The sequence below is a fragment of the Paenibacillus sp. FSL K6-3182 genome, assembly GCF_037976325.1.
Classification (GTDB): domain Bacteria; phylum Bacillota; class Bacilli; order Paenibacillales; family Paenibacillaceae; genus Pristimantibacillus.
Map to the genome: position 1 here is coordinate 1875369 of NZ_CP150265.1, position 14654 is coordinate 1890022.

Sequence of the window (14654 nt, forward strand, 5' to 3'; positions counted from 1 at the left end):
TATCTGTTCTGGACTGTCTTTTTTTTCTTATGAACGAAATTAATCCAAAGAGATGTAGGAGACGGAACGTTGACGCAAAACAGACTCTTCATGGTCGTTGCTGTACGGGGCTGCATCGGCGGATTGTGCTAGGACATGCTTGACGGCGGAGACGAATAAGTCGAGAACGCGCCCATCCTGATCCGTTTTGTCATAATGATACTGGTTAAGAGGTGGTAGAGGAATGCTGCCGATAAAAGACTGAAGCAGGTCGCTCCATCGTTCTAAGTCAAGGGGCTCTTCTGTGTCGCTGGCAAATAGTTCACTCCAGCCGAAGCCTTGATTGCTTGTTAAACGAAGACATACGCGATGGCCTGCAGAATCGACGGCAAGAGCAGGAATGACGAATAGCTCGATTCGTGTGACAGATAAATAAGGGGTCTGTTCCGTAAAAAGATGCAGATTTCGTGCACAATTTGTCAACATATACATCTCTCCTTTATTCGCTTACGAGGTTAGCTGTCGGATTCGGGCTAGAGAGAAAGCCCTACCAGGGTTACAAATCCCTGGATTCACCCCTTGCGAATCGATTTCGGTCGATCGCGATGGTTCCCCCGCTTTTTCATTCGAAAAATTCAGCGTAAATAGTTTACTCTTAATTATACCCTTCATTAGCGCATCTGTAAATCAGAAGTGCTTAAAATAACGATACATAGGAGATAGCTTGTTTAAATAAAGTATGCTCTTCACGGTCATATTCACAGTTTGGAAAAGAGTAATGATTGGATTCTATATGCAATGCAGCGGCTGCAAACAAATGATATATACGCTCGTCCTTCATCATTGGATCTGTTTGAAAAACAAAAGGTGACGCAAGAGGAAGTGTGCCGATGAACCTTAGCAGCATACTGCTCCATCTGATCCAGTCGCGAGGCTTCTCGGATTTTTTAATAAACAGCTCACTCCAGCCATGACCACCAGCAGTGGAGAGTCTTAGGCAAACACGGTAACCATTCGATTCAAGCATGGAAGCCGGCAGCACAAACATTTGAATTCGTTTAATTTCAAACAAGGCAGCAGGATGATTATCCAAGCTTGGTAAGGGTACTTCAACTGGTGTAGACATCAATGAGATCTCTCCTCGATTTGAATAATTCACCGATAATACTCAGCCATATTGGCTTGCCGTCTATGGTAAACCCGAAATGCAATATTGTAAAACTGTGGTATATCGTGAAAAGGCAGCCATATGCCATATTAAAAGAAATCCATTCGTTATGGCAGCAAAAAGATATTTATTCTTCGAAATACTCGTTTATTCTCTTCCATTCTCAATTATAGAGAAATCTGATTATTCACGCATAAAATCGTTAGAAAGGGAATGAACACTATTTTTGAAAACAAGAGTAAAATTGAGAAATAGTGAGATATCGAGAGATCGAAATGAATGTAAGCGTTGCGAATCGCTCTGCAAGGCTGAAACTGGCTAAATTAGGTAGCAGGCTGCCTTTACAGTATTTATAGCGAGGAGTAATATTCGATACAGGATTTATAAATAAGTTTCGATTTACTGATCGCTGAGTTTCCGTGAAAGCGGAAGCGGGGGAACCAATAATGACGCGATGCGCCTGTTCGATGTGAGAGTCGAACAAACGCAGAGCAGGGGTGAATCTTTGACAGGTGCCATGGATACCGGTCAAAGTAGGGCGACTCTCACCGCCCGAATCCGACAGCTAACCTCGTAAGCGTGGACCGAGAGAGGAATGATGAAGCTTGTGATCGATTAACTTCGACCGCAGAGTGTCATAGACCTCTGTGGTTTTTTGTGCCCAAAAAAGCTTTATTTGCTACAAAATGTAAGAAAACGCTGAGTCCTGCAGCAGCAGGAACGGGGGAACCAACGAACGATTCGTGTGTAATCACGATTTCGCTTCATGGGGTGAATCGCTTGAAAATGATCAAGCGTAGGGCAACTCTCAAGGCCCGAATCCGACAGCTAACCTCGTAAGTGTACTCGAGAGAGGCAACAGCCATCGTGCTTCCCGCGGCTTATTCTGCTGCGGGCAAAGAAGCCGCGGGAAAAGTTCCTCTTATCCCAAGGCTTCTTTTTTGTTGCCTTTTTTACCATATGGAGGAGAATTCGGTTGCAGGAAGAGCATATTATTGTTGCTGGTCTAAACGAGGCTGGCCAATCATTTATACGAACTTTACAGTTTCATCAATTTAAATTTATCGTTTTGACCAATAGCAAACAGGAACAAAAACAGCTTCGCAAGCAGGGCATCAGCAATGTTTTGTATATCAATACGAATGATCGTCAAAGTTGGAATGTTCCTTCGATGAACATTAGCGAGGTATTTATATTCGAGAGCAGCTTGGCGCTTAGCTGCCGCTTTGTACAGTGCTGCAGAGCTTGGACCTCTAAGTCGATTTACGTCATTACACAGCAGTGGAATCCAAGGGCTATTTACAAGGGGCTCGGAGCGGATCATATCGTATTCTCTCATACCGGTGAAGTCGGTTTTCTATTAAGCAACAAATAATGCAGGAGGGGTTTACATGCAGGATTTTTATATGTTCGGGGCGTTGTTAGCTAGCTTCGGTTTATTTTACGGATTTTTAACTTGGTGCTCCAGTGTTATTGAGAAAACAGGGGGCGAGGGCCAATGACTGTCATAGCGATAGTGGCTGTATTTGTTTTCGTTTATCTGATTTATGCGTTAATTCATCCGGAGAAGTTTTAATAGAGGGGGATTTACAAGATGGATATTTTACAATTGCTTATCGTCATTGCCGTTCTTGTATTGTTAGTTAAGCCGCTTGGTACTTACGTCTATCATGTGTTCTCAAATGAACACAATCGGTTAGACAAAGTATTCGGAGGGACGGAGCGATTTATATTTAAGCTTATTGGTCTCAAAAAAAGAGAGGGCATGAGCTGGAAGATATACGCACTCAGCTTTGTTGCAACCAATTTAATTTTAGTTGCTTTCAGCTATTTGATATTGCGGTTCCAAAATGCACTGCCGTTTAATCCAAATGGCATGGCAGCCATGGAGCCTACACTGACTTTCAATACAGTCATCAGCTTTATTACAAATACGAATCTTCAGCATTACAGCGGGGAAAGTGCCTTATCTTATTTCTCCCAAATGGCGGTCATCATGATGATGATGTTCACGTCAGCGGCGACGGGCTTCTCGGTTGCCATCGCGTTTGTTCGTGGGATTACGAGTAAAGGAACGACGATCGGCAACTTTTTCGAGGATTTTGTAAAAGCACACACAAGAATTTTTCTTCCGATTTCCTTTATTATCACGCTAGTGCTTGTCGCTCTTCAGGTGCCGCAAACGCTTGATCCAACATTTACAATTAAAACGCTTGAGGGAGCCATGCAGCAAATTGCAATTGGTCCTGTAGCTTCGCTTGAATCCATCAAACATTTGGGCACAAACGGCGGCGGTTTTTTTGGAGTGAACTCGGCTCATCCATTTGAAAACCCAAATCCATTAACGAATGTGATTCAAATCTTGTCGATGTGGGCGCTGCCGGCTTCACTGCCTTATGCATTTGGGCTTTTTGCTAAAAACAAAAAGCAGGGCTGGGTTGTATTCTCCGCCATGATGTGTCTGTTTCTAGTGTTTCTCAGCCTTGCTTACACATCGGAGAAAACAGGCAATCCTGCTATGAGCGCACTAGGAATCGACGCTACTCAAGGAAGCATGGAAGGCAAGGAAGTAAGGTTCGGTATCGCGCAATCGGCACTGTTCACAACGGTAACAGCCGCTGCGACAACGGGTACCGTCAACAATATGCATGACACGCTTACACCGCTTGGCGGCTTGGTCCCGCTTGCTGAAATGATGCTTAATGTCGTCTTTGGAGGCAAGGGAGTAGGGCTTATCAATATGCTCATGTACGCCATACTAGCTGTGTTTATATGCGGGCTGATGGTCGGGCGAACGCCAGAGTTTCTGGGACGAAAAGTAGAGCCGCGAGAAATGAAACTGATAGCGATAGCAATTCTAGTTCATCCCTTCATTATATTAGTGCCTACCGCCATTGCTTTTATGACGGATTTGGGTCACGGGGCGATAACGAATCCAGGGTTCCACGGCATTAGCCAGGTGCTTTACGAATATACGTCATCGGCAGCGAATAATGGCTCCGGCTTTGAGGGATTAGGCGACAATACGCCGTTCTGGAATATTAGTACTGGGCTAGTCATGCTGACCGGCCGTTATATTTCGATGATTGCGATGCTTGCGGTTGCAGGATCTCTTGTTCGCAAGCAGCCTGTTCCAGAAACAATCGGGACGTTCCGTACAGATAATGGACTTTTCACTATATTACTAATTGGTACTGTTCTTTTAATTGGTGCATTAACCTTCTTGCCGGTCATCGTGCTTGGGCCGGTTGCAGAATATTTGACACTCCGCTAACGGATGAGGTGAACGATAATGAATAAAAATAAGAAGAATAATTTGCTGTCGGGAGATGCGGTTAAACATGCCGTCATAGATAGCTTTGTGAAATTAAATCCAGTTACGATGATGAAAAATCCAGTTATGTTTGTTGTCGAGGTAGGGACGGTTATCGTTCTGCTGATGACTATTTTTCCAAATTACTTTAATTCTCAAGAACGCATAGGCTTTAATATTACCGTGTTTTTCATCCTGCTTTTCACACTGCTGTTCGCAAACTTTGCTGAAGCCATTGCAGAGGGCAGAGGCAAGGCACAGGCCAATTCGCTCAAAAAATCTAAGCAGGAAATGAGCGCCAATAAGCTCGTCGGCAGCTCTATTGTAGTCGTATCATCAACGGAGCTCCGCAAAGGCGATATTTTCATCGTCACGCAAGGTGAGATGATTCCTGGTGATGGCGAGGTCATTGAAGGGCTGGCTTCCGTAGATGAATCAGCGATTACAGGTGAATCGGCGCCAGTTATTAAAGAAGCTGGAGGAGATTTCAGCTCGGTTACAGGCGGTACAAGGGTTGTGAGTGACAAAATTAAAGTGCGCATGACGAGTGACCCCGGGGAGTCATTCATCGATCGGATGATTGCCCTTGTTGAAGGAGCGAAACGTCAGAAGACGCCTAATGAAATTGCGCTCAATACACTTTTGACTAGCTTAACGATTATTTTCGTAATTGTAGTTGTTACATTGACACCAATCGCTGACTATTTGGGTATCCACTTAGAAATTCCAGTATTAATCGCGCTGCTCGTATGTTTGATTCCGACGACCATCGGCGGACTATTATCAGCAATCGGCATTGCTGGGATGGATAGAGTAACTCAGTTTAATGTACTGGCTATGTCAGGTAAGGCTGTTGAAGCAGCAGGGGACATTAATACGATGATTTTGGATAAAACCGGAACGATCACGTTCGGCAACCGGATGGCAAGCGAGCTTGTGCCTGTCGGTGGCAGCAATCTTCAAACTTTATCGAGTTGGGCGGCTATTAGCTCGCTTAAGGATGAAACGCCTGAAGGCCGTTCTGTGCTTGAATGGATGAAGAAGCAGGGCTTAAGCTATGATGCTTCACTTGCAGAAGGCGGCGAATTTATTGAATTCAAAGCAGAGACGCGAATGAGCGGCATTGATCTGGCAAACGGCCGCCGAGTTCGGAAGGGCTCTGTCGATGCGGTTCGGAAGTGGGTAGCTTCACAGGGGGGGACCATCCCATCCGATTTAGAAAATATTTCGAATACGATTGCTACATTAGGCGGTACACCGCTCGCAGTAGCTGTTGATAACCAAATCTTTGGTGTTATCTATTTGAAGGATACCGTTAAGCCAGGAATGAAGGAAAGATTCGATCAGCTGCGAGAGATGGGCATCAAAACGATTATGTGTACGGGAGACAATCCGCTTACTGCAGCAACCATCGCACATGAAGCGGGAGTCGACGATTTTATTGCGGAGAGCAGGCCGGAAGACAAAATAGCTGTTATACGCCGTGAACAAGCCGAAGGAAAAATGGTTGCGATGACTGGTGACGGTACAAACGATGCTCCTGCACTTGCCCAAGCGGATGTGGGTCTTGCTATGAACAGCGGGACGATTGCTGCAAAAGAAGCTGCCAATATGGTGGACTTGGATTCGGACCCTTCCAAAATTATTGAAGTCATTGCTATCGGCAAGCAGCTGCTTATGACAAGAGGGGCACTGACTACTTTTAGTATCGCTAATGATATCGCCAAATATTTTGCAATCATTCCAGCGATGTTCATGCTTGCCATTCCCGAGATGGGCGTTCTAAACATTATGAATTTAGGTTCTCCATTGTCTGCTATTCTGTCGGCGCTTATTTTTAACGCCATTATTATTCCGCTGCTTATCCCGCTTGCCATTAAAGGCGTAGCGTACAAACCGATGAGCGGAGCCAAATTGCTTAGCCGCAACGTATTCATTTATGGTCTGGGCGGTGTCATTGTTCCGTTCGTTGGCATTAAACTCATCGACTTTGCAGTGCATTTATGGATTTAATATAACCATACACGAAAGAAGGCTTACCTATATGAATGAACAAGCGAAAAACACTTCACGATTCCAGTTGTCATCGTTAATGATACCTTTACGAATCAGCATCATATTTATGATTATTTGCGGCATTATTTACCCGCTTGCAAGCACGGGAGCAGCTCAGCTGCTGTTCCCTAAGCAAGCGAATGGAAGCCTTATAAAGGATAGCTCTGGCCAAGTGGTTGGTTCAGAGCTGATCGGCCAAAGCTTTGTTGATCCGAAATGGTTTCAAGGACGTGTATCAAGCATTGACTATAATGCTGCCGGTTCTGGATCGAACAATTTTGGACCATCCAATCCTGCTCTAATTGAAAGGACCAAAGCTTCCATTGAGGCTTGGAAGGCACAAAATCCAGATGTACCGGTTTCCCAGCTGCCGATCGCTTTAATTACGAACTCGGGCTCAGGCCTTGATCCGCATATTACGCCACAGTCGGCTGATGTACAGATCGCAAGAATCAGCAAGCTGACCGGCGTGTCGCCAGCAGAGCTTGAGCAATTGGTTAAAGCAAATACGGAAGGCCGCGATTTAGGCGTTTTCGGTGACGAACGGGTTAATGTGTTGAAGCTGAATATCGCATTGTCAAAAATGTTGGGGGAATAGCCATATGGCTCCGCTGAAAAAGAAAACGCCAGAGGAGCTGCTGCTCTCCATCGCAAAGCTGCATCAAGGACGTCTGAAAATACTCATTGGAGCGGTAAGCGGTTCAGGCAAAACGTATCATATGCTGCGAGAAGGAACAGAGCTGAAGCGAGATGGCATTGATGTTGTTCTTTGCGCGGTTCCTAGGCCGCAGAGTCCGGAGACGCTCGAATTGATTGAACCTTTCGAGCGTGTGCCAAGCATCCATTGGCAGAAGGATGGTGCAGAGCAAAAGGATCTTGATCTGGATGCTTTGGTTAAGAGGGACGCTGAGGTGCTGCTCATAGATGGGCTAGCCCATCGCAATCGAGAAGATGCAAAGTTTCAAACGCGGCTAGAAGATATTATTTTTTTGCTTGGCAAGGGCATAAGCGTTATTACAACAATCAATGTGTATGAGCTCGAGGGTGTAGATCAGGCTGTTCTCAAATGGACGGGGATTCGTCCGAGCTGCACCGTGCCTGCTCATACGCTTGAGCTTGCTGATGAGGTTAGGCTGATTGATGTATCTCCTGAAACGATGCTTAAGCGGTTTGAGGATGGAACGCTCGGCGTAAAGCCCGATCCTGCAATTTCTCTGCGGGGAAATCTTGCGGTTCTGCGAGAGCTGTCGCTGCGGCTCGTCGCAGAGGGAGTCAATGAGTCGCTGGAGAAGCATCGGGAGGAGATGGGGCTCACGGGTCCGTCGGGTGCTTCCGAGCGTATTCTGGTAACCGCACAATATCATTGGAACGGCTCTTTATATGTAAGAAGAGGGCAGCAAATTGCCCGCAGGCTTAATGGAGATGTCGTAGTCGTTTCCTTTAAGGAGCCGCAAAAAAAACTGTCCAAGGAAGAGCAGGCTTTTAAAGCTTCAATAAAGAAGCTTACTGTTAAAGTAGGGGGCACATTTGAGGAGCTGCCGTTGCAAAGCCGCCGTCGTTTGCCGTCCGCTCTAGTAAGGTACGCAGAGGAGCATCAGGTTACTCGCATCGTTATGGGCCATTCCAAGCAGAGCAGATGGCAGCAGCTGAAACAGGGCTCGATTGTTGACAGCGTGCTGCGCAAGCTCAAGCAGATCGATTTATTTCTTATGGCAGACCGCTCAGAGCAAGAAGGCGAGCGGATTTTGCCTGTTAAGCAAAGAAGTGATTCGCGGAAAGCGTTGTTTCGAAGGTTCAGCCCAGATGAGCGCGAGCAGCAAATGGAATCCATGAGAAGAGGCAGCTTCAATCTATATATCGGGGCTGCGCCAGGCGTCGGGAAAACGTATCGGATGCTTGCTGAAGCGAACATGATGTATCAGAAAGGTATAGATGTTGTTATTGGCATCGTGGAAACACATGGGCGCGAGGATACCTTGAAGCAGATTGGAGAGCTGCCGATTATCGCTAGGCAAACGATTCAATATCGAGGTACTCAGCTCGAAGAGATGGATGTTGAAGCGATAGTTAGCAGAAATCCCGATGTTGTGCTGGTGGATGAGTTAGCTCATACGAATGTGCCGGGCAGCTTGAGGAAGAAGCGTTATGAGGATGTCATTTATTTGCTGCAAAAGGGAATATCGGTTATTTCGACGATGAATGTGCAGCATATTGAAAGCTTGAATGACGCCATTGAACAGGTTACTGGCGTTCGTGTTAGAGAAACGGTACCCGATGCGATCATAAGGCTGGCAGATCAAGTAGAGCTGATCGACGTGACACCGCAAATGCTACAGCAGCGTATGAGAGATGGGAAAATATATGCCAAAGCCAAAGTGGAACAAGCGCTCGGTGCTTTTTTTACGACGGGCAATTTAATTGCGCTGCGAGAGCTTGCCCTTCGCGAGCTTGCTGATGATGTGGATGAACGGCTTGAAGCATGGGATCGCAATCAGACGCTGCGTGGAACGCTGCGCCGAAGAGAGGTCATCTTTGTCGGCATCGATATTCTCGCGGACGCAGAGCGGCTTATTCGGCGGGGCTTCCGCATCGCGTATCGGCTGAAGGCGCAGTGGCATGTGCATCATGTGCAGGATGGCGCACCTTGGACAGACGAGGCGATCAATAAGCGTGATCTGTTGATGAAGTTGACCGAGAGACTTGGCGGAGTATTTGAAATGTCCAAAGCGGAGAGCAGGGAGCATATTGCGGGTACACTTCTAACGGCAGCCAATCGCATCAAAGCAACGCAGCTTATCGTCGGGCAGCCTAGCAGAAAGGCGTGGTATGCAAGCTTTCGCGGCAATATCGTCCGTGAATTACTGCAAGCCGGCCGTCATATGGATATGCTCATTGTGGCGAACCGGATTACGGATAAACATTAAAAAAAGGGATTATCTAGTCAGCGCTTAAACCCCGCTGAGCAGATAATCCCTTTTATGCTGTGTAGGATGGATTAGACTTTGGTTATCGGTTCAATCCAGTCTTGAGACCACACTTGTATTTCACGGATAATCGGCTCAAGAGCAAGGCCTTTTTCCGTTAATGAATATTCTATGCGTACAGGTATTTCAGGGTAAACATGTCTATCGACAATACCTTCATTCTCTAGCTCTTTGAAACGTTCTGACAGCAATCTGCCGCTGATCGGAAGGGCGGACTGAACGGCGCAGAAGCGCTGCGGGCCGGACAAAAGCTGGAATATGATAAGGCCGGTCCAACGCTTGCTTATAAGTTCCATTCCCTTCTGAAAACGGGGACAAAGGTTAGATTGATCCATGCGCATCACCTCTTTTTACTTCTAATAAGTATAACTCCAATATCTTATTTATACAAGCACACTTGGATATTGTTAATTACTTGACTATCTTTAGTTATAAAATTATAATTAGTTACAAATAGTAAGTGAATTTAAGGAGGCACCGCAATGAATCCTTTATTTCTAGCGCATGGATCACCGATGCTCGCTGTCGAGCAAAATGAATATAGCGAATTTCTGAAACAAACAGGTGCGAGTCTAAAGCCGGATGCGATCGTTATTTTCACGGCGCATTGGGAGACGGATATCGTTACGATTTCATCCAAGGATGATGAATATGAAACGATTTATGACTTTTATGGTTTTCCTGATGAGCTCTACCAGATCAAATATGCTGCTAAAGGCTCAGTAAGAGTCGCTGAGCATGTTGGCCATTTGCTGAGTGAAAATAATATTCAGGTAGCATATGATAATGAAAGAGGACTGGATCATGGCTCATGGACGATGTTGAAGCATATGTTCCCGAAGGCGGATATTCCTGTCGTGCAGATTTCTGTAAATCCATATCGTGCTCCAGAGGAGCAGTTCCGAATTGGCGAGGCGCTGCGCAGCTTGAGCTCACAAAATATTTTGCTCATTGGCAGCGGCGTGACCGTTCATAATCTTCGTGCTGTAAACTGGGGACAGAAGGAGCCGGAGAGCTGGGCTGTCCAGTTTGATGATTGGCTAATAGAGAAAATGAATAAGCACGATACAAATTCGCTATTTCAGTATGAACAGCTTGCTCCGCATGCTAAAATGGCAGTACCCCGTGAAGAGCATTTTGTTCCATTATATATAGCTTTAGGCAGCGGCAGCCCAGAGTCAGCTCCAAAGGTCATTTATCGAAGCTATGAATTTGGTACGCTCAGCTACTTATGCATGCAATTTTAATTGCGTATTCTTTTAGAGAAGGTGAACTAGCATGATTAAACCTAATATAGCAGCACTTATTAAAAATAAACTAAAACGTACGCAAAGCGGCAATGATGACATTTATGTGATCGGTCCTGTTAAGCTTCCTGTCGACCTTGACGGAGAAACCAAGATTTTTCATTGGTACAGCTGGCTCCGCAAAGAAGCAGGCGAGGAGCTGTCTCCCGAGCAGCTCGTTGATGATTTAAATCGATTCTCTTATGCGGATCTGCAGCAATCAAGCGTTCTCGTATATGGCGATTTTGAAAATAATGAAGACGCGCTAATTCGGATGCACAGCATCTGCCATACAGGCGATATCTTCGGAAGCGCAAGATGTGATTGCGGCTTTCAGTTAAAGCAATCGATGCGGATCATTATAGAGCATGGCACGGGGGCGCTCTTTTATTTAGCCAATCATGAGGGCCGTGGAATTGGTTTGTTCAGTAAAGCGATTGCCTACTTGCTTCAAGAGGATGGGTTCGATACGGTTGATGCGAATACAGAGCTTGGTTTCGCAGATGATTCACGCGATTATAGTGATGCAATTGCTGTACTTAAGCTGCTGAGGAAGCACCCGGTATCGATCATTACCAACAATCCGCGGAAAGTGGATGCACTGCGCAAATCGGGCATGAACGTGGCGGGTAGAGTGCCATTATGGGGCAATTCCTCTACTTATAATGAAAAATATATCCAAACGAAAATGAAGCGATCGGGTCATTATGGACAAGAGCCTCATACGCTTGTTAAATAATTTATTTGTGAAAGCAGCCAAAGAAGCCGGTTTCTGCGTTAAATCGTTGAGACGGCTTTTTTGTCTGGACATTGGTCATAATAGTCAAAGTAGATGTCCTATCGCTGGCCTAGAAGGTGTTTGCAGAGTAGACAAAACTGCTTCTAAATTAACCATAAAACGACAAAATTATTTTGCGTTCCTCTTTCTTTTCAAGTATGATGAGATAAAATGAACTCATGTTCACATCAAAGGAGTAACAAAGCATGCAATCAAAAACAAGCCACTGTAAAATTGTTGACTGCACGATCCGTGATGGCGGACTCGTAAATAATTGGGATTTTAGTGTCGAGTTCGTTCAGCATTTGTATCAAAGCTTGAACGAAGCCGGCGTCGATTATATGGAAATCGGCTACAAAAACTCTCCAAAACTGCTTAAGGGTGCTGAAAGTGCAGGACCTTGGCGTTTTCTAAATGATGATTTCTTGAAAAAAGTTATCCCTAACAAAGGAAATACGAAGCTTTCCGCACTTGTTGATATCGGTCGTGTTGACGAGAACGACATTTTGCCGCGCAGCGAGAGCTTGCTTGATCTGATTCGCGTTGCTTGCTACATCCAAGATGTAGATAAAGCGCTTGAACTGGTTAAAGTATTCCATGATCGCGGATACGAAACGACAATTAACATTATGGCTCTCTCTAACGTAATGGAGAACCAGCTTATTGAAGCTTTCCAGCTTATCAATGAGAGCGTAGTTGACGTTGTTTACGTCGTTGACTCCTATGGCAGCTTGAAGCCAAGCGATATGAGCTACCTCGTTGACAAGTTCCGTCACCATTTGCCTAACAAACGTCTAGGCGTTCATGCACACAACAATTTGCAGCTTGCATTTGCTAACACACTGCTAGCAGCAGAACAAGGCGTTGAGCTGCTTGATGCATCTGTTTATGGCATGGGCCGCGCAGCGGGCAACTGCAACACGGAGCTATTGGTATCCGAGCTTCAAAACACGAAATACAACATCCGTCCTGTCCTTGATATGATCGAGAAGTACATGGTTCCGCTTCGCGAGAAGGAAGAGTGGGGTTACATCATTCCTTACATGATTACAGGTATTTTGGATGAGCATCCACGTTCCGCTATGGCGCTTCGTGATTCTGCAGACAAAGATAAAGGCGTAGAGTTTTATGATCGCCTTACAACGCCTGAAATTGCTCACGGCAAATAATAATAAATCAAAAGAAGCTAAGGCAAGTCATTAACATGACTTATCTTAGCTTCTTTTTTTGTGTGAATTATGTTTCAAGCAGCTCGCCATCGCCCCGAACAGCAGCAGCTTGATGAGGCTCATTTGGATGAAAATAGCCTTTGCCTCGGAAGGTTTGCCCACTGCTGGCGACAGCAGTAAGCTCAATTCCGATATCCTCATTTCTGCCAAACCATGCTAATAGCTCACGATCGCCAACGCCATTTATATCTACGTACCATAATCGATCCCCATACTCCGTAACTCGAACGAGCTCAGCGGAAGTAAAGGAAAGCTGAATCGTCTCTTGCTGATAAGTCATTTCAAATGCGATTAATTCGAATGTTTCCAAGGTGAAGTCCTCCTGAATAATTGCTTCATGCAGTCGATCATGGGACTCGCAGCATGTCTGTTAACGATTGTAATGTTACTGGCTTATTAATGCAACATTATACTTCCAATAATCGTCAGATTAGGAAACATAAATATAAATAAAAAGGGGCTGAAAGAATGAAAGCGGGTCATTCTCTCAACAAGGATGTTAGACAAAGAAAAAGATTGGGCTGGATTTCCGTTGTTTTGGTGGCTCTGGTGCTTGTATTAAGCGCGTGCTCTTCCTCTAAGAATGATGCCTCGAACAGTGGTAACCGAGACATGAAATACAAAAGCAGTTCGGAGAGCGGTGCTCCGAGCAAAGGAGAAGCTACTACAAGTCATGAGGATCGAAAATCCATTAGCGTGGAGCCTCTAAGACAAAAAGAGGGGGGCAAACGCGGGTATTCGAATCCAGATCAAGTAGAGCAAGCAGGCCAATTAACAGCTGGCGAGTGGGATGATTTAGCTGCTTGGGATCGCTTTGGCAATTTACTCAACTCGCAAGAAGGGGATAGCAGCAAGCGGGTATGGCAGTTCTGGAATTTTAACCGCCTTGAGGTTATCGTCACAGCTGGAGGCAAAGCAGTGTCTGATGCACAGGTAGAGCTGTACGCAGGCAAGAAGACGATATGGAAGGCGCGTACAAACACGGAGGGCAGAGCCTATGTGTATGCAGGTTTATTTGAAAGTGATACGGCGAACTTAGGCCGTTATACTGTTAAAGTGCAATCGGGTCAAGAAAGCAAGACGACGCAGGAGATGGACATCCCACAGCAAGGCAGCATTAAAGTTGATTTAAGTAAAAGTACAGCGCTGTCAGATCAGGTAGACATTATGTTTGTTGTGGATACGACTGGCTCCATGGAGGATGAGCTGAATTATTTGGAAGCGGAGCTTAAGGATGTTGTGAAGCGAGTGTCCGATGAGCATGCAAATCAGCTTGGCATTCGTATTAGCGCAAACTTTTACAAAGATAAGCATGATGATTATATCGTTAAGCCGTATCCTTTCACTACGGACATAAATAAAGTGATAGATCAATTTAGCAAGCAAAAGGCGGATGGGGGCGGAGATTATCCCGAGGCTGTTGATCAGGCGCTGCGCGATGCGCTTCATGAGCATGAGTGGAGCAAGGATGCTAGAGCGCGTCTGCTGTTTCTCGTTCTAGACGCACCGCCTCATGATGAACCACAGGTTATCGACGAGATAAAGCAGCTTACAGAGGATGCGGCAGAGCAAGGGGTTAGAATTATACCTGTAGCTTCTAGCGGTGTGAGTGCAGAGACGGAATATTTGATGCGTTTCATGGCAACAGCGACGGGCGGCACCTATTTGTTTTTAACCGATGACAGCGGTATCGGCAGTGATCACCTAGAACCAGCAGTAGGCGAATATGAGGTTAAGCTGCTCAATGATTTGCTTGTTGAAGTCATTAATCGTTATGTTCAGCAGTAGTTTTCTTCATTATAAAAAGGGCAATTCCTCGGCAGCCAAAGCTGGTTGAGGGATTGCCCTTTATTTGAATCTGT

The 14654-nt window shown here is 45.5% G+C and carries 13 protein-coding genes and 3 riboswitches; of the genes, 9 read left to right on the plus strand and 4 right to left on the minus strand.

From position 1 onward, the window contains the following. Nucleotides 1-39: 39 nt before the first annotated feature. The gene (locus MHH56_RS08155; RefSeq protein ID WP_339207640.1) at nt 40-465 is read right to left on the minus strand and encodes a hypothetical protein; all 426 of its coding nucleotides are present in this window, start codon (nt 463-465) and stop codon (nt 40-42) included. Nucleotides 466-468: 3 nt separating this feature from the next. Then, a riboswitch (cyclic di-AMP (ydaO/yuaA leader) is annotated at nt 469-630 on the minus strand. 46 nt (nt 631-676) lie between these two features. Further along, nucleotides 677-1105 (minus strand): hypothetical protein, encoded by a 429-nt coding sequence (locus tag MHH56_RS08160; RefSeq protein WP_339207641.1) that lies wholly within the window; start codon nt 1103-1105, stop codon nt 677-679. Between the two features lie 439 nt (nt 1106-1544). After that, a riboswitch (cyclic di-AMP (ydaO/yuaA leader) is annotated at nt 1545-1743 on the plus strand. Nucleotides 1744-1834: 91 nt separating this feature from the next. After that, nucleotides 1835-2005: riboswitch (cyclic di-AMP (ydaO/yuaA leader) on the plus strand. Nucleotides 2006-2123: 118 nt separating this feature from the next. On the opposite strand from MHH56_RS08160, the gene MHH56_RS08165 reads away from it, so the two are divergent. The 5 genes from MHH56_RS08165 to MHH56_RS08185 all read left to right on the plus strand — a co-directional run bounded on the left by MHH56_RS08165 (nt 2124) and on the right by MHH56_RS08185 (nt 9439). Continuing rightward, the gene (locus tag MHH56_RS08165) at nt 2124-2522 is read left to right on the plus strand and encodes an NAD-binding protein (protein WP_339207642.1); all 399 of its coding nucleotides are present in this window, start codon (nt 2124-2126) and stop codon (nt 2520-2522) included. Nucleotides 2523-2741: 219 nt separating this feature from the next. Continuing rightward, complete coding sequence (gene kdpA, locus MHH56_RS08170) at nt 2742-4421, plus strand: potassium-transporting ATPase subunit KdpA (protein WP_339207644.1); 1680 nt, start codon at nt 2742-2744, stop codon at nt 4419-4421. Between the two features lie 18 nt (nt 4422-4439). Next, the gene (gene kdpB / locus MHH56_RS08175; RefSeq protein ID WP_339207645.1) at nt 4440-6473 is read left to right on the plus strand and encodes a potassium-transporting ATPase subunit KdpB; all 2034 of its coding nucleotides are present in this window, start codon (nt 4440-4442) and stop codon (nt 6471-6473) included. A 31-nt stretch (nt 6474-6504) separates the two neighbouring features. Beyond that, complete coding sequence (gene kdpC, locus MHH56_RS08180) at nt 6505-7113, plus strand: potassium-transporting ATPase subunit KdpC (RefSeq protein ID WP_339207646.1); 609 nt, start codon at nt 6505-6507, stop codon at nt 7111-7113. Between the two features lie 4 nt (nt 7114-7117). Next, entirely contained in the window at nt 7118-9439 is a 2322-nt protein-coding gene (locus tag MHH56_RS08185) for a histidine kinase (protein WP_339207647.1), read from the plus strand. Nucleotides 9440-9510: 71 nt separating this feature from the next. On the opposite strand, the gene MHH56_RS08190 is transcribed toward MHH56_RS08185, so the two are convergent. Next, nucleotides 9511-9834 (minus strand): helix-turn-helix domain-containing protein, encoded by a 324-nt coding sequence (locus tag MHH56_RS08190; protein ID WP_076267930.1) that lies wholly within the window; start codon nt 9832-9834, stop codon nt 9511-9513. A gap of 147 nt (nt 9835-9981) precedes the next feature. Between MHH56_RS08190 and MHH56_RS08195 the strand changes: the two genes are divergently transcribed. The 3 genes from MHH56_RS08195 (at nt 9982) to MHH56_RS08205 (ending at nt 12732) form a co-directional block, all read left to right on the plus strand. Beyond that, complete coding sequence (locus MHH56_RS08195; protein WP_339207648.1) at nt 9982-10746, plus strand: class III extradiol ring-cleavage dioxygenase; 765 nt, start codon at nt 9982-9984, stop codon at nt 10744-10746. Between the two features lie 31 nt (nt 10747-10777). Then, a complete protein-coding gene (locus tag MHH56_RS08200) occupies nt 10778-11524 on the plus strand; it encodes a GTP cyclohydrolase II (protein ID WP_339207649.1) in 747 nt (248 codons plus the stop codon). Nucleotides 11525-11769: 245 nt separating this feature from the next. Continuing rightward, on the plus strand, nt 11770-12732 hold the full coding sequence (locus MHH56_RS08205; RefSeq protein WP_339207650.1) for an aldolase catalytic domain-containing protein: 963 nt from the start codon (nt 11770-11772) through the stop codon (nt 12730-12732). A gap of 67 nt (nt 12733-12799) precedes the next feature. Here the strand turns inward: MHH56_RS08205 and MHH56_RS08210 are convergent, their stop codons facing one another. Further along, complete coding sequence (locus MHH56_RS08210) at nt 12800-13102, minus strand: hypothetical protein (RefSeq protein ID WP_339207651.1); 303 nt, start codon at nt 13100-13102, stop codon at nt 12800-12802. 158 nt (nt 13103-13260) lie between these two features. On the opposite strand from MHH56_RS08210, the gene MHH56_RS08215 reads away from it, so the two are divergent. After that, on the plus strand, nt 13261-14580 hold the full coding sequence (locus MHH56_RS08215; protein ID WP_339207653.1) for a VWA domain-containing protein: 1320 nt from the start codon (nt 13261-13263) through the stop codon (nt 14578-14580). Nucleotides 14581-14654 lie beyond the last annotated feature (74 nt).